Annotated in this window: 8 protein-coding genes and 1 pseudogene; 2 read left to right on the forward strand and 7 right to left on the reverse strand. The window is 57.7% G+C overall.

Translation table 11 applies throughout. The annotated features are described in order from the left end of the window. Positions 1-58 precede the first annotated feature (58 nt). The 5 genes and pseudogenes from RX333_RS12775 to RX333_RS12795 all read right to left on the reverse strand — a co-directional run bounded on the left by RX333_RS12775 (position 59) and on the right by RX333_RS12795 (position 13,090). A pseudogene (locus RX333_RS12775) lies at positions 59-1,322 on the reverse strand (IS3 family transposase). Positions 1,323-1,411: 89 nt separating this feature from the next. Continuing rightward, complete coding sequence (locus RX333_RS12780; RefSeq protein ID WP_316015336.1) at positions 1,412-1,699, reverse strand: DUF6966 domain-containing protein; 288 nt, start codon at positions 1,697-1,699, stop codon at positions 1,412-1,414. After that, complete coding sequence (locus RX333_RS12785; RefSeq protein ID WP_316015337.1) at positions 1,696-8,595, reverse strand: filamentous hemagglutinin N-terminal domain-containing protein; 6,900 nt, start codon at positions 8,593-8,595, stop codon at positions 1,696-1,698. The genes RX333_RS12780 and RX333_RS12785 overlap by 4 nt, the downstream gene beginning before the upstream one ends. Before the next feature lie 290 nt (positions 8,596-8,885). Further along, positions 8,886-10,586: a ShlB/FhaC/HecB family hemolysin secretion/activation protein gene (locus RX333_RS12790; protein ID WP_316015338.1), complete on the reverse strand. Its 1,701-nt coding sequence runs from the start codon at positions 10,584-10,586 to the stop codon at positions 8,886-8,888. Beyond that, positions 10,586-13,090, reverse strand: coding sequence for a filamentous hemagglutinin N-terminal domain-containing protein (locus RX333_RS12795; protein ID WP_316015339.1), 2,505 nt, complete (start codon positions 13,088-13,090; stop codon positions 10,586-10,588). The genes RX333_RS12790 and RX333_RS12795 overlap by 1 nt, the downstream gene beginning before the upstream one ends. Before the next feature lie 108 nt (positions 13,091-13,198). On the opposite strand from RX333_RS12795, the gene RX333_RS12800 reads away from it, so the two are divergent. Next, on the forward strand, positions 13,199-13,693 hold the full coding sequence (locus RX333_RS12800) for an invasion associated locus B family protein (RefSeq protein ID WP_316015340.1): 495 nt from the start codon (positions 13,199-13,201) through the stop codon (positions 13,691-13,693). Positions 13,694-13,776: 83 nt separating this feature from the next. Further along, positions 13,777-13,968: a hypothetical protein gene (locus tag RX333_RS12805; RefSeq protein WP_316015341.1), complete on the forward strand. Its 192-nt coding sequence runs from the start codon at positions 13,777-13,779 to the stop codon at positions 13,966-13,968. 49 nt (positions 13,969-14,017) lie between these two features. Here RX333_RS12805 and RX333_RS12810 read toward each other — a convergent pair whose 3' ends face one another. Beyond that, positions 14,018-14,524, reverse strand: coding sequence for a hypothetical protein (locus tag RX333_RS12810; protein WP_316015342.1), 507 nt, complete (start codon positions 14,522-14,524; stop codon positions 14,018-14,020). A gap of 261 nt (positions 14,525-14,785) precedes the next feature. Continuing rightward, complete coding sequence (locus tag RX333_RS12815; RefSeq protein WP_316015343.1) at positions 14,786-15,061, reverse strand: hypothetical protein; 276 nt, start codon at positions 15,059-15,061, stop codon at positions 14,786-14,788. Between the last annotated feature and the right edge of the window lie 1,633 nt (positions 15,062-16,694).

A 16,694-nucleotide genomic window follows, 5' to 3' on the forward strand; every position in this document is an offset into this window, starting at 1 on the left:
TTTCTACTCGATTAGCAAAGATTATAGGCTTGATAACCGCTGACCTGCCACAAATCTTTCAATTAGCCGCGACCGGAGCCCGGTTGGTATTTACGCCGATCGACGCAGGTTGAGCAATCGCCCGACGCACGGAGCTTTTATCTTGCGCAGCGGGGCGGGCGATTGCGGTGGTCAGGGTCCGCGCGTAGTCAGCCGGGGTCTGGTAATTTAATGCCGAATGCGGACGCTCGGTGTTGTAGTCTGCGGCCCAAGCCGCGATCACGACGCGCGCATGTGCCAAGTTGCTAAACATCGTCTCGTTGAGCAGTTCGTTGCGCATCCGCCCATCGAAGCTTTCGACGAAACCGTTCTGCATGGGTTTGCCCCTTTCGCGGTTTGCAAGCAAACCGCTGCCGGGCAGCGGGACGCGATGTAGTGCCACTCGATCCGGTGCTCGGAACACCACCGCAGGATGGCGTCTGTGGTCAGCTCCGTCCCATTATCGCTGACAATCACGCCGGTTTTGCCGCGACGCTCGATCAGAGCGGTCAAATCTCGCGCCACACGGCGCCCCGAGATCGAGGTGTCCGGGATCGCGGCGAGGCATTCCCTGGTGACGTCGTCGACCACGTTGAGCACCCGGAAGCGCTGGCCGTTGGCGAACTGGTCATGGACGAAATTCAATGATCCCACCGCCCGGCAGGCGATTTGCATTGCAAATCTGCCGAGAGGGCCGGGCATTGGGCCGCGCCTCGACCAGGATCGGTGCCCGTGTCCCGACAGCCTTGCGGCGTGCTTTGCGTTTGCGCACCGTCAACCCTTCCTCGCGGTAGATCCGGTTGATGCCGGAAGGCTCACCCTCGCGGCGGAGCAGCACGAAGAGCCGCCGATAGCCGAACCGCCGACGCTCGTTGGCCAACTCCCACAGTCGGCCCCGCAGATCCATATCCGGGGCAAGCTGCGCCTAGTAGCGGATCATCTTGCGATCCGCCCCGGCAATCCGGCACACCCGCCGTTCTAACAACCCGAACCGGGCCTTTAGGTGCGCGACCGCCTCGCGCTTCACGGCCGGCGTCACCACTTTTTTTTAATACCAGTTCCTTCATAGCGGCCAGATCCAACATCTGCTCGGCCAGCAACTTCTTCAGCTTGACGTTCTCATCCTCGAGCGCCTTCAGCCGCTTGGCCTCCGGCACCATCATGGCGCCGAACTTGGCCTTTCAGTTGTAGAAAGTGCTCTCCGACATGCCGTGCTTGCGGCACAGGTCAGCGCACTTCGCACCCGCCTCATGCTCGGCCAGGATGCCGATGATCTGCTCGTCCGTGAATCTCGTTCGCTTCATTGTCTGTCTTCAAGTTAGACCGAACTCTAATCGATGATGGACGAAAAAATCCCGTGGCAGATCAATAAAAAATATCAGTAACTACTAAATTATGTTTGAAATATTAATTGATATAGTTCATTTTTTAATTTAGAAAACCTTACGTTTGCTTCCCTATCGACTTTTCCATTGGGAGCGATCAAGACAATATCATTCAAAGAACCCATACCACCGTAAAATCTTTTTATCTGACTTCTAAAATCGTCTGGATGCATGGTTTTATTTTGAGCGAGAGAACTAAGTTTTTTTCCCCAAGGAGAAGCGTCGTTCTCTGCGAAAAAAATCTGCGCCATCTCTGCGAGAATTGCTTCAGCGCGAATCAACTTAGTGTCATTCATGGCAGTGGTGACCTCGATAAGACTTCCACACCGTCGATTTCCCAAGGCCGAGGAACCACAATCTGCTGCGTTCCACCTACAAATACCCCACCCTGAGAACTGACTTCTCCAACATAGACGCTTGTCCCAGCTGGGATACGTATTTCAAATGTCGAGTCTATTGGAGATGTCCCACCGCCTGGCCAAGTAGGCAGCACTGCACTGTCTATGCGGGTTTTCAGGATGCTATCTGCGGGTTGCTGAGTGAAAAATTGGCCAAGCGGTCTATCACCCGTCCCAGCGCGGTGCAAAACAACATCTTCAGTCAGTACCACTTCATTGTAACGGCCACCAGAAAATGTTTCTGCGAGACTGTCATCAAGAGGTCCAGGATTGAGGGCATTATAGCTACCTGCTGTACGCCCACGGTCAAAGTCAAACACTCCTCCGTTTGAGGCATAGAGCTTAGAGGCAGTTACTGTCCTTGGTACTAGGGTGTTGTGAGCGAGTGAGTACCCACCAGCAGCATATCCCGCAACGATCGTTTGGAGTAACACGGCGGCCTGAGCAGTATCAGTCAGCGTTTGACGGAACTCTTCGTTTGACAGTCCGCCATTGAGATAGGCCAAGGTCGCAGCATCTGCATAATCCATGCCGCGCAATGCTTGCTTAAGAGCCAGTTGCTCTCCTACATCGGAAATGTCCGCATTAGCAAAAACTGCGGCCCAAACCTCTGCTGTGCCTTGGACCTCATCGACAAGGCCGTGCCAGAGTTGAGACGGATCTGAGGCTAGACTTAATAGCCCGTCCAAAAAGGCCTGTGGGGGCGAGGATCTCTGCCCGTAAATATCGTGGCCAGCAGAAGACGACCAATCATAGCGTGCATCGGTTCCTGTATAAAGAAAGGCACCAATGTCAAAACCAACATTTCCTCGCTCTACGATCCCACCAAGATAGAGATGACCATGCTCAGCTTGGACGTCGTAGCCAAGTAAGGTATTACCTGCTTGCATCAAGCGCCGGATCTCAGCCAGATTTTGCCATCCCTCACGCTCCAGTGCCACACGTGAGGTATAGTTTGGATGATTTACCGAAAGATGAGCTGAGCACTTAATTAGCGCACAAGCTGCCGCCAATGTCTCACGTTCCGAACTTGATACAGTATCAATCATATCGAAATCGGCATCGTCAATCGGTCTTCCAAGCATATCGCTTAGAATTTCCTTTTCATTTTCATGAAGTTGCCGGTTATTAATCATACTAGACAAGGCAGTGCTGGCAGACGCTGCGACATTCTCTGCTGCGCCGCCTGAAAACATCCAACCACTCACTGCGCCGATCAGTTCGGCGCGCTGGCGTTGTTGTTCGTCGCTGAGCTCTGTGTTTTCTAGGCCACCTGCGTAGATCGCTCCTGCAATTCCGCCTGCGGCGCCTGCGCTGCAATCGGCGCCTTGCAGTTCGGCGGCGGCGCAACCGGCGAGCCCGTGAAGCAGGACATGGCCCAGCGAGCCTTCTCCGCCGTGTTCCCCCGCGAAAATATCGCCGATCCCGGTTTGCGCGTCGGCAAGCCCGAGTGCCACTACCGAGCTGACGAAGGAGCCCCTGAACGCCTCACCGAAATCGCCGCCATTTGTCACCGTCTGGATGCCTGCGGTCAGGCTCGCATCGAAGGCGCCTTCCAAAACATTCGCCGCCGTAAGGCCCGATCCGAAAACCGACGTGGTCATGCTCGGATCCCAACCACCGCTGAAAAGCGTCAGGCCGTCAAACTCGCCGGATGCCAAGCGCGCGATTTGACCCTGCGCTCCCGCCTCCAGGCCCAGCTCTCCCTGACCCAGGGCCTGGAGGTTGATCGAATTTGCCAGATAGCTGGTGCCGGCCGAGACCGCGGCATTTCTCAGGATTTCTTCGAAATCCAATTCTCCCGAGACCGTTCCATTGGCAATGCCAACGGTGGTCGAAGCCGCGAGAGAGGCGACTGCCCGACCAGCATTGGTGAGCGAGGTTACACCCGTTGCGGCATTCGTAACTGTCAGGCCTTGTACGCCTGCATTGGCAAGCACGCTTCCGAAGCCGGATGTCAGCGCGACGGTCAGCACCATCGTGAATGCTGGCGAGAGTGTCTTGGTCTCGTCATGGAAATATTCGTCGAGTAGATCCTGATCGAGCAGGATCAATCCGGCCAGCGCTTCCAGTTCTTCGGGATAGAGTTCGGCAACACTGAGGCTTTGTTGATCCGGGCTGTTGTAGAGCGTCAGATACGTATCGCCGCCGACCGAGAAGCTGATATCGCCGTTTGCGCTCATCGTTGTCAGGACTGCGGTTTCCCGGTTCGATCGTTCGGTTTCTGTCGTTGCCAGAACGAGACCGGTGTTGGACGAAAAGCTTTCCTCCCTGACGGAGCCGATTGCCGCGCGAACATGGAGATCGCCGCCTACATCGAAATTCAGGTTATGACCGGCTGAAAGTTGCGCGCCCACCAGCTCGGTATTGCCACCGGATAGAATGTTGAGGTCGAGCTCCGCCAGCAACGACGATCCGGTACTCGTCGCGATATCTCTGAAGCTCGAACTGGAGGACGAAATCAGTCCTCCAAGATAGGAACGGCTCTTGCGGCGTTGATCCTGATGCACATCCGTGAAGGCACCCACGAGAATGTTGCCTTCGGTCGCCGACAGGTTGATGTCGCCACCTTCGCTGATCAACGAACTGCCCGCGAGGATCAGATCGCCTGTCTGCGACTCTATATCCATCTGCAGGCCCGATAACAGGTCCGTTCCGTCGTGGGTGATGGTCAGGATCGAGCGGCTGGTTCGTTTTTTGCGGTACCACTTCCTGCTGTAGGAGCGTGAATTATACTGATAGATCTCCTGTGCTGCGGACAGCATGATGTCGTGCTCGGCACTCAGGTCCAGCGTCCCGCCCGCGTCGATTATGGTACCTTCGAGCAGCATGTTGTTGCCGGCGGAGGCGGTGAAGTTGCCCGCGACCGACAGGTCGGTGACATGCGGCTGGATATCGACCATATTGGTGCCATTGCGGCTGTCTCCGGTCGAATAGGCGATTTCGGACCTGGGCGCGAGGAAGCCGATATCCCGGTTTGCTGTCAGGATCGCGTCGCCGCCGATCGTACCGCCGACTCCTCCGAGAATCAGGTTGCCGCGCGTCAGCTGGGCAAGAGCCTCTTCTGACAATCCATCTATCTCCAATCCTGCACCGGCATGGATGATCAGGTCCCCGTCGGCATGAAGTGTCGAGAGTTCCTGTGACAGCAGATGGTGGTCCGTGTTCCAGATACCGTCCGACAACACCCCGACGACATTGTCGTACCCGGTCACGCGATCGTAAGCGTGGGGGGTAGCCCCGAAGTCGACATCGCCAAGCCCGCTTCTGATCAGCAAATCTCCGGCGGTCTGGATCGAGGTGCCCCTCGCCTCGATATCTTCTCCGGCCGTTAGCGCCATTGTGCCGCCAACCGAATTGGAATTGGCCGTCACTCTGTGAAGGGTGAGATCTCCGAGCGTGGACAGATTGAGATGCCCATCGGTCGACAGATACGCCTCTTCCAGGCGCAGAACGCCAGCGGCGCTCAGGCTGAGCCCATCACCATTGGCTATCATCTGGGTTGACGGAAACTCCGAGAACAACAGACCGGCAGCGTTCGCACCCGTACTGAAATGCTGCGCGGTGGCGGAGAGGAAGGCATCGCGCTCCGCGCTGTTGTCGGACAATGCGGGCAGGACAGTGGATATATCTGCCGTCATCAGGTCAGGAAATGCCTGATCGGTCAGAGCCCGTGCCAGCGACTCCGCGCCGATGTCCACGCTGTCTCTCGCCACGGCGAGACTGCGCAGTCCATCAATCTCGGCTTGTGCCTGCATGACAGCTTCGACGTTCCGAAGACCAGCTTGTAAGGCTTGGTCACGCTGCGCGGACAGCTCGGCATAGCTGGACTGAAGCTGGCTCCGCTGCGCATCGAATTCCTGCCGTAGCGCTACGAGATCAGCCTCGAAGTCGATTTCCGCAATTCTTACCCTTGCTTGCGCAATCTCGTATTGCAGATCGGACGCTGCATAGTTTAATTGCTCATCATATTGGATGATTGCATATTCTAACTGATAATTTTTGTTATCTATAAGGGTTTGATGCACATAATTCCAAGTTTCTTGACCATACACTATGTACGCATCGTAATATATATCTACTAAAGATTGATGCTGCGCCTCTATGCTATCTAAACGATATTGATGTAGTATATTTTCGTTTTCGATTCTTTCGTTATAATAGATGCTCGCTTTTTCTATCTCTTCATCAAGCATTCGCTGCCGTGCTTCGTCCGGCATTTCCAAATCCGCTACTAGTGCAGCAAGCCCAGTACGAAAGTCATCGTGGATGCCAGATATCTCCGCCTGATTGGCAGCAAGATCCGCTTCGTGCATGTCCCAATCGGTTTCAAGCGCCGCAGCGACCGCGCTCGCAGCTTCACTTCCAGCATCGTCGACCAAGGAGGTATAGGACTGGGCTCCTACGGTCCTTGCGCTCTCTTTGATGTCCGTGCCGCCATCGGCACGGCGCAGCGCCTCTACAGCAGTCATCAATTCGTTCAACTGCAAGAACATCAGATAATCGGAGGCCGAATCCTCTTCCTCGTCAGTCAGAGGTTTGCTGAAAAGCTCGCTCGCCTGGCGTCCTGATATCTCAGCAAAATCGTCAACGGATCTGTCGCTCGATCCAAATTGGTTCATATCCGAAATACGAATATCTCCACTCTCGGAGATGATATTGATAGAATTTTCTGATTCTATTTTTGGCGCTGATATACTTATATTATTTTCGGCCGATACTAGTATATTTTCGGCCGATAGAACCGCAAAAGCTCCCGCATTAGATGAATTCAGTGCATCTAGTATCCAAACACATTGCCATAGATACGATGGGATATATCTTTCTTGGCAGTAGTTTTGCCTAGCAAGCCCTAAAAGATCATAAGAATCGTTCGTTGCGCGCGAGTGAACCCACGCATAATTTCCTGAATCTATTTCCAGAGTGCCGCCAGCCGAAACAAGGGATCCTATGATCTGAACGCCCCGACCAGCCTCAAGATTGACATCGCCCAGCAAGGACAGAACCTGCGCCGGCTGGAGAACAGCGTCGATGTGCTCCGTGACATATCCCGACGAGTCAGATGTATGGGTTTTGACTTCAGAGTTATCGAGCGTGATGACGATGTCGCGACCAGCAGACAGGACGATGTCGCTGGCGGCACCGATATTGCTTGCCTCATTGCGGATGTCATTGCCCGCAATTGCCGTAAGCGTACCCCCCGACAGGATCTCCGCTGAATGAAACTCCATATGCGGGCCGCAATCGCTTCCATCGCAGGTGCCGTTTCGACGCAAAGACAATGAACGGTTGATCACATCGATATCGGCGGCCAGCGTGACATCGTCTGTACCGGCGATCGCACCGCCTATGTTCAGTATGCTTCCTCCGACAGCATCGATGGAAACTTGGGTTCCCGTCGAGGTCGCGCCCTGGTCTGCATATTCCGCGACCAGCTCGTGCGCGCCCGCACGCGCGATCATTTCCGCCGCAATATCGGCTTCGGGACCGCCTGCGGCCAGCTGGGCCAGGTAAGCGTCGATATAGTTTTGCAGCGCCGGATCGATAGCGGTGTCATACTCACTGGCAATCTGGCGCTGCTGCCTGAAATCCTCACCCGCAACAACGGTCAGATCGCCATCGGCCATCAGGAAACCGGTATTGGTCAACGTCCCCGCGCTGACATCGATCTCGATATTTCCGCCCGAGACTTCGCCCGCGATAACGACGAACTCTTCGCCCGAGATCTCAATATCGCCGGACGTTTCAATAACGCGTCCATCATATAGCGTGAATGCTCGCCCGTTAATGCGGACATCGCCACCGGCCCCGAGCGTTCCGTATTGCCGCAATTCATCTCCCGAAAGAGAAACCGTGCCATCGATGCGGGCATCCCTGTAGAAAAGATTGCCCCCCGAGGAGGCCGTAAGAGAACGCCCGTCGACAGCACCGTAGAGGTTTACGCCCTGGCCGATTTCCGTATTGCGGACGACAACGTCGCCACCCTCCAGCCGTCCATTCTCGCCCGCATCGATCGCGAAGGGTGAGGTTCTGGAAACCGTGCTCGGTGCGGCAACGATGGATGCCGAGGATAGATCAGCTCCATCCAGCCCTTGGACGCGTTGCGCCCCGCCCGACACCAAGAGATCGTTTTCCGCGCCCTGTCCCGAGGTCACAATGGGACCTGTCAGCACGACATGTCGCCCGATAACGCCCCCCTGCGCGCCAGGTTGGAAACCATCGGGCCCGATCGTGACGGTACCCTCGGTGACAGCGAGGTCGACATCCGGGCCGTTGACGATGGGCCGACCTGTGGTCAGGGTCGAACTTGTCGTATTCAGAAAGTCGCAGCCATTGCAGACGATCCCGTTGGGATTGGCGATGATGACGGAGGCTTGGGTTCCGAAAACCTCGGTTGTTCCGGTCATGTTGGAGGGGGCAGCGCCGGTGACCTCCGCCACGATCGTGCTTGCCGGCCCTGACACCATCAGGTTCGGGTTCGCCGTCACGTTCTGGCCGATGACACTTACACCACCGGATGTCGCATTGTTCAGGATGACCCCGTCATCGCCGATACTGAATTCATCGAACCGATTGAGCGAAACACCGCTTTGCGGCGTCTCGATATTGATCTGTGGCGTACCGTTGCTCGATTGCAGGAAGGAAGAGCCCGGAGCAGACGGATCCACGATGATGGTTTGCGCATATGAAACCGATACCGAGCTGGCGACGACCGATACCGAAGAAATGAGCGTGACAAAACCATGCAAGACTTTGCGCACAAGACCCCGTGACGGGAGACGCAGACTGATCATGTCAGTTTCCTTCGTTCAGTATCGTTCTGTTGAGATCGCGGTGTAGTTCTGCGCCAGATTCGTATCCTGTCGCGAAATCCTGCCGACAGACCAGACTGCTTTACCGGAGTAGGAGCACAGCATGTGAATGACCGATGTGTGAATTCGCACAGAGCAGATATATTCCGGATATACACCCATCTTGAGGCTCGTATCTTTCCAGAATTTTATGACTGACTGTCCGGCTGCCGCAGGTAACAATCTCACAACAGAACTGTCGAGATGTTTTTTGGATTTAAAAGGCTTCGCGATCAGAAAGCCTTCACTTCGATGCCGATATAAGCTTGCAAGCTCCCGGCATCGTGGCCGTCGGCATCCAGAAGAGGTGTGGCAAGCGTTGCGTTCAGCGTTGTTCTGCCAAGTTGGGCCGAAATCCCGATCCCCGCACCGGCGAGCGACGTATCGCGCTCCGTCGCCCGGCTATGTACATACCCGGCATCAAGGAAGGCAAATGGCCGAATACCTCCCCGAATATCACGGAACAGGTCCAATTCCCGCATGGCCGAAAAGTCGGTCCAGCCATCAGCATCGATGGCGATCGTCGGGAACGCGAGTTCTGTTCGCACATACAGACCATTATCGCCTCCCGCGCCCGAACCTTCATATCCTCTTACGGAATTCCAGCCGCCGATAGAAAGCTGCTCATTGCCGAAGAGCGGTCGATTGGACAGTTTCCCGACGGCCGATACAGATAACTGGCGCCCGTTTTCCAAAGGACGGATATATGTCAGACTGGCATCCAGCGCCGTAAAATCGGTTCGTGGACTGCCCGCGGGAAGATTGGATGCATCCCGGTCAGCACCAAGCGCTCCCGTGCCGACGGACAGCGCCGTATCCATCAGAATGACCGCATCCTCAAACCGATGTTCCTGCCGCAGACCGACCCGGAACGCGGAACGGTGCTGCGGCGTCAGCGCAGCAATATTGATATATCGCTCGTTCCAATAACTCGACAGCGTTGCATGGGCGAAATATTTCGACCGCGCATCCCGAAACAGCAATCGCTCTACCGTCAGATTGGCATTGGCCGTCTGGGTGAACAGATCGGAGTTCGCTGTCACTGGCGTCAGCTCTTCCGAATAGGATCCGTTCAGCGAAAAAAGCCATCGGCGGTAGGGGGCGGAGACCCCGAAGGCGAGTGCATTGCTGTCACGCGACCCGGAATATCTCAGAGACCAGGTATCGTAGAGGCTGAGTAAATTGTCGGCTTCCAACCCAAAGCTGACCTGGCGACGACCGGTTATCTCATCGCCCTGCGTATTGATCCCGAACGTTCCGCGGACGGCGTCGACACGCGTTTCCGTCAGCACGATACGACTGGTGCCCGGCGCTTCTCCGGCAATCAGGTTGGCATTCACTTCGGTGGATCGAAGCCGGTTCATCTGTTCAAGCCCATGTTCCAGGTCACGCAGCTGAAACACCTCTTCCGGCCGTTGCGGCATAACACTGCCGATACCGAGCGGCCCGTCCGGGTTCGCCATGTCGGATGTCTCCGATCGCTGGTACTCGTAGGCCTCGATGCGACCTTCGAGCACATCGATGCTCAGCCCTCCGGTGCTGAGGTCCTGCGAGGGTACATAGGCACGGGTGGTGATATAACCCGCATCCGCATAGAGGGCGGTTATACCGGCCAGCAGGTTACCGATGCTGGTCTCGCCCAGACATTGTCCCGAAAACGCAGACACGACGGACGCTAGCTCCGCTTCGGTATAGACCGTGTTGCCCATCACCGTGATTGTATCGACAGGAAAACAGGGCGTTTCCGCGACCGGCCCCTCGATGTCCGGCGTTGAAATTTCCTGGCCCGCCTGACTGCGGGCCAGTGCCTCGATCTCACGCTCGCGAAGGGTTTCCTCCAGAAGGCGGGCGCCCTGGTCAGCCTCCTGCGCCACAATCGGGAAGCCCGCCGACGCCATTCCTATGGCGACCAGAGCAACTCGGAAAATCTGCATCAGTCGAGAAGGTTCCAAAGAAGGCCGAGCGGGCGACGCTCGAACAGAACAGGGAGGTCGGGAACCGTAGACTCAACACGCGTTCCTGTAATTCTGACGGTTCCCGCTGCGATCAGGGTCGCAGCTCCCAGATCCGCATCACCGTCGATCGCGATGTCGCCTGCAGGGCTTTGCAAAGTCCCGTAGTCATATGCACCGGCCAGATAACCGCGATGCCCCCTGAACCCGCCGGTCAAACCAGCCGGATGTTCGATCAACTGTGGGGAGAAGGCCGGCACGAACTGCGTCAAGGGCGCCGCAATCGTAATACCGTCAGCGCCGGTCAGCGTGCCTGCAAGGCTGCTGATACCATTGCCGGCGGTCAATGAAAGAGTTCTGGATGCTGTAATCGTCCCACCGACAAAGCTCAGGGTGGAACGCCCGGATGTGCTGCAGAACCATTTGCAGCTTTGGCGAAAATGGACCTGTCCAATCTGACGGGCATTGCTGGAAATCGATTCTCCGGCCGTCAGGACAACGTCGGCGCCTGTGATATCCGCGCCGGTATTCAGGATGTTCCGCGCATCGAGAGACACATCTCCGACGCCCAGGATAAAGGACTGTTCTCCGGAAATAGCCCGATCGCCAAAGTCCGCGGACACACGCGTTGTGCTGGAGCGTTTCAGGAAAAGGGAAGTGGCGAAGCGGGCACCGCGGCTCCTCACCACGCTCAGCGGTGCCGTCTCGGCAGTGAACATCGTTTCGTTCAGAATATCGCCTCCCGCAGTGGCGACGATACCGGCATTCGAGAATAGCCGTCCTGTTTCGTTACGGATATCGCCACCCGCTTCGATGTAGAGGTTGTCCTGTTCTCCGAATGCGACGGCCAACCGATCGATCGCCAGACTGCGATTCAATACGTCTCCGCTGGAATAGATCGTCATCCCACCGCGCGATTCAGGATCGTTGAGTGTCGCAATCCTGCCTTGCAGAAGACTGCCATGATTGATGACATCACCCGCGCGCGCCCGAATGGTGAAGCCACCATTGGCAGCGACGAGTTCACTGCGCGCTTCGGTCGGATCCGCGGTTCCGAAACTCAGCTCGGTAGCATCGAGGCGAATGTCGCTTTGTGCCATCATGGAAGATGCGTCGAAGGCGAGCCGACTGTTCGAGAATATCCTGATATCGCCACCGATCTCGCCGACGCTGTTCGTGAACAGCACCGCCCCTCCGGCGGTTATGCGCAGATCGTCAGTACCGGTAATGTCCACGCCTTCCAGATCGACACGACCATCGGCCGTCAGCACGACATTGCTGGTGTTCTGGGCATTTGGCAGATCACCGGCATCAGAGACGATCCGTGCATTTCCACCAGAGGCGACGATATCGCCTGTTGCCGAAAACGTGACACCACCCGAGGATGCCAGATTGTCGGATGAGACAGTCCGTCCCGAAACATAGGCCGCACCCAGGTCGATATCTCCGTCCTGCGCCAGGATTGTGACGCCGCTGGTCTCTGACGCGATCCGAGGCTGTTGGCCCGATGCGGTAGTCAGATCGATATTGCCTGCCGAAATATTTACAGAACCGTCCGCCACGACCGATGCGCCGGTCAGTTCGAGCGTGCCCGATGACGTCAGGCGAAATCCTCCTGATGCCGCAAGCTGATCGCCAGCGAAGCGCACACCCGCTCCCCGATCGGTTACTGTCACTCCAATCCGACCCGCAGTGACAGATCCGTTGCCTGTGATATCGACGATCACGGCATCCGTGGCCCCAGAATTGCCATTGCCGACAACCGCCCAAGGCAACTGTCCGGTCCCGTCCTGTCCGAAGCCATTGCGGACGCGGTCGAAACTCACCGTCCCCCGGCCCGCAATTACGTTGAGATAAGACCCGGGTTCGGTGGCGTCGAATTCCAAAGGGCCATCGATCCTGAGGGCGCGCGACACAAGTGCAAGCTCCTCCATCGTACCGCTCAGACCGCCCGCGCCGACCTCGATTGCACCATCTGTAACGGTTGCCGCGACCTGCCCGGCCGCGTCGTACTGCAATGTGCCTGTGGCAAGCGCCACGTTCCCGGTATTGCGAAACTCGCCGCCGTTGACACTGATGCCATTGGGATTGGCAACGATCACATCCGCCTGAGGACCGACAATTCTTAATCGGCCTTCGATATCGGTCGGTCGGGTAGACGTCACCTCGTTGATAATCGTGCCTGCCTGCACACCGCTGTTGTCGAGATCGACACCAGCGGCCGGGACCGAGAATGCCGAATATGTATTGTGGCTGATCGACGCCGAGTTCGCCGGCGCGATATCGACGGTCACGAGACCGGCGGATCCGATGGTGATCCCGGTCGCCGTCCCGCCATCGGAAACGATCGGCTGCGCGACAGCGGAGAACGGGGTGTAAAGCGTGACCAGTGCCAAAAGCGTCAACATCAACGCACGGCTACCCGCAACTGGTCTGAAGCGTCGCCTAAAATCCGTTTCTTGCGCGGCTGTGCTCTTGCAAGTCATCTGGTCAAGCCTCCCGAAAAGGGTTAACGGATCGGGGCTTTCCTCTAGTAAATCTGTGGGGCAATCAAGTTGGCAATTCATCCTTTGAAATCCCGCGCAGCAAATATCTTGCTTGCCGGTATCCTGGGTTGCCTGATGACATGGAGCGCTACACCTGCGCAGGCACAGCAGACACGCTTCGAATCCGGCATTTCGGAGGCGAGCTCCTTGGCGCGGATTTTCACCGATTGGCAGGTATTCTGCGAGCAAGACCAGCCCTGCCGCATGTCGCAAGCCGTCGCGCAACCCGCTACAGGGCGCGTCATCCTTCAGGTCAAGGTCTTCGGAGGGGACGAGCCGACACTTCTGGTCAGCTTTCCCTTGGGGATCTTGCTGGGCCCCGGCTGGCGGTATCGCATCGATTCCGGCCCTGAAATCGTGGTCCCGTTCGAGATTTGCGACATGAACGGATGTCATGCAGGCGTCCCGTTGCAGGCGGATTTGCTTCGCTCCATGCAACGTGGCAACCGGATGAAGGTCACCTTCTTCGACGCGGCCCGCACACCGGTCGAACCGGTCGTGTCATTGGCCGGATTTACCAGCGCCTGGAATGCCCTCGATTGAGCTGAATATTTGTCGGCCAGGTTTCGAAGCGCGGACGGGGTCAGGCATGAGTAAGTATCATGCGAGCGCGCGGTAAGACCTGAGTGACATTTCCCTTGTGGCGCCCGACCAACGGCGCGGTCTTCAACGATCAGTCCAACCGACCACCGGCCAACGAATACTTCGTCCACATGAAGGATGGCAGCTTCAAGAAAGCACAGAAGCTCTACCCCTGGCTGGACTATGACGACCACGACCGCACGATGCTGCGCCTGCCGAAATCGCCGCACGCCTGATGACCGGATAGCGCAGGTCGCCGGATCGGCCCTGACGCCGATCCCCCTCCTACGCCCCTCCCTCGTACAGCCCCACCTCCAACCGCTCCACGCCGTGCCGCTCCAGAACGGCCAGCAGCGCGTCGGTGAGCGGCCAAGAGGCCGGATCCTCCGGGAGGTGCCAGATTGCGCTGACGGGGTCGTAGAGCCAGCCTGCGGCCTTGATGAGGTCGCGCTCCGCCCGGTCCGGCTTGCGCGTGAAGCGCACGGCATCGGGCGGGCGGTTGCTGCCCGCTCCTTGTGTCCGGGCGCGAGCCCGTTCCTGCACCAGCATGGCCCGGCGGGTCTTGCGGCTGAGCTCCGCGCGGACCCTCGCGAGGATACCGGGCCGCAGCTCCGCCTCGACCTCGGCCGTGACGCGGTCCCGTAGGGCGGCGATGGCGTGAGGCTGCCGCGTAATGTCCTTCAGCGCTGCCGCATCCTCGGGACGGACCCAGAGGGTAAGGCGGCGCAGACCCTCGGCCTTGCGCGCGGCGACGAAGCGCTTCTGGTTCTCGGCGGCGGTGGATGTGCCCATCGGCGATGTCCTCGTATCTGCAACAGGATCAGGCGGCGAATTCCGGGCACCGGCGACCGCTTCCCTAATACGCCTTTCCCCACCCTCTGAACTGTCCTCAACCTACCCGTCGGAGCGCCGATCCGCAGCCAGGAATTTTGCAAATTTCTGGCAAGGCACGTCTATACGCTTTGCTCGCGCAAACCGTGATTGGACCGCCTGGAGCCTGGAGGCCGCCGCCCGGTGCGGCAGCCTTCCGGTGTGCGTCCGGATGGCGGCGGATCAGTCCGTGTCGTCCCCGGCCAGCAGCTCCTCCAGCGCCTGCTCGAACAGGGCCGCGATCCGCTCCGGCATCTCCTCGATCGGCAGGGCGCGCTGGCTGATCGGCCAGACCCGCTCGAACAGTTCTTCGGTGAGTGCGACATAGGCGATCCGGCCGTGGCGCCGGATCAGGACCGGGCCGAGATCGGCCTGGTGTGCCAGCTCCATGCCAGAGCTGCCCATTGCCTCCAGATCGAGGCGGCGGGCGCGGATGGCGGGAAGGTCGGGTTTCGTCATGACATGTCCTCTCGTCAGGCACACCGGTCCAGCCACGGGCAGGGGATCTGCACGCGGGCGGTGCGCGTTGAAGGGACGAGGGTCAGGTCATGCGGACGAGCATGGCACGGCAGGGTCCGGGATGCACCCCAGGACGGGATTTTCCTGCGACCGACTTTGGAGGGCTGCAGGCGCGGTGCGCATCTGTCGGGCAAAGTGCCTGTCATTTTGCCCGACAGAATGACGGGCGTTCTGACAGGCGTTTTGCCTGTCAAAACGACAGGCAGACTGACAGGCGAAACGCCTGACGAATTGCCTGGCATTTTGTCCGGCAAAATACCGGGCAGAATGACAGGCGGAACGCCCGCCAAAATGACAGGCAAACTGCCGGACGTTTCGCGGCCACTTTGACAGCAGGATGGCCGCAACCTGACGTCACCCCGCCGTCAGACCCGGAGCGGATTGCCTCCCGGTCCGGCCCCGACAGCGTCGCCGCACCGGCGCGATCCAGCGCGGCCCGGACCCTCCAATCGAGCAAATCGGAGATTTGTGTATAAGCGCGCCTTTCCAGATTTCGGCTTTCGCCGACAGCTGGACGGATGGGCCGCTGTGCGGCTGCGGAGAGGCCTCGATCAGGCCGCTGCATCTTGCCTTCGGGGCGTCCAATTTCGCTTTGCGCGCGCAAAGCGTATAGACGTGCCTTTCCGAATTCCGGCTCCGCCGACCTTCGGACGGATGGCGGCGGAGCCGCCGTGCTGAGACACCGCCAGAGCGCCTGCCGAACTCAGATCGAGATGGTTGCCGCCTGTAGATGGCTTTTGAGCGGACGCTTACTGCCAGCCGAGACATTTGCGCGGCGTGCCGTTCATACGATCGGTGATGGCGCAAATGGCGGCATCACTCGCCCGCTTGAGATCCATCTCGCGAGGCAGAGAGCGGAGCAGCCGTCGGGAGGTATTCTCGGCGTCGCCTTTCGGGTGTAGCGACTGCGAGCCGCAGAACCACACATCAATGCATAGTGCACTTAGGTGACGGACTCGTTGCCGCGATCGAAGCTGATCAACCTGCAGGCCACGAAGGGGAGGGCACCGATCGCATGTGCAGTCTTCTACAGAACCTGGCCGAATGATTGAGTCCGCCCGCTGATCTCTGTCGTACGATCCGGCGTTGCACGAGAAACGCGGCCTATCGATTGGAGGAACGAGTTCCCGCGCCACCGATCATCGACGGTTCCTTCGTGCTCCGGTCCGCAAGAAGCCGATTATGCCACCGACCAACAGGAACTCGATGCACAGAGCTTGGATGAAATCCAAGCCCACGAAAGTGAAAACCCAAGAGGACAGGACGATAACTAAAACCAGAAGAAGCGGCATAATTCTATCTACTTTCTACCTAATAACGAAATCAACAGTGCAGCCTTATCGACCCTCTCCAAATCAATAATTACATTTTTCACTTGTTTTCTGCGCCATTTCAACTCGACATTTTTCGAATTGCGATTACGCCACAGTCAACGGTGCTGTCTGGACGGACCTCATCGTTATTTCTGCGCCGAAGCATCCAGCTTTTCTCAAATATTTGCAACACTTATGACCCAATGGGCCTTCAGAGTTTCACACGGAAAGTGCTGTTGTACGCTTCGATGAAGCCGATC

It is taken from the genome of Roseobacter sp. HKCCA0434 (genome assembly GCF_032464675.1).
Classification (GTDB): domain Bacteria; phylum Pseudomonadota; class Alphaproteobacteria; order Rhodobacterales; family Rhodobacteraceae; genus Pontivivens.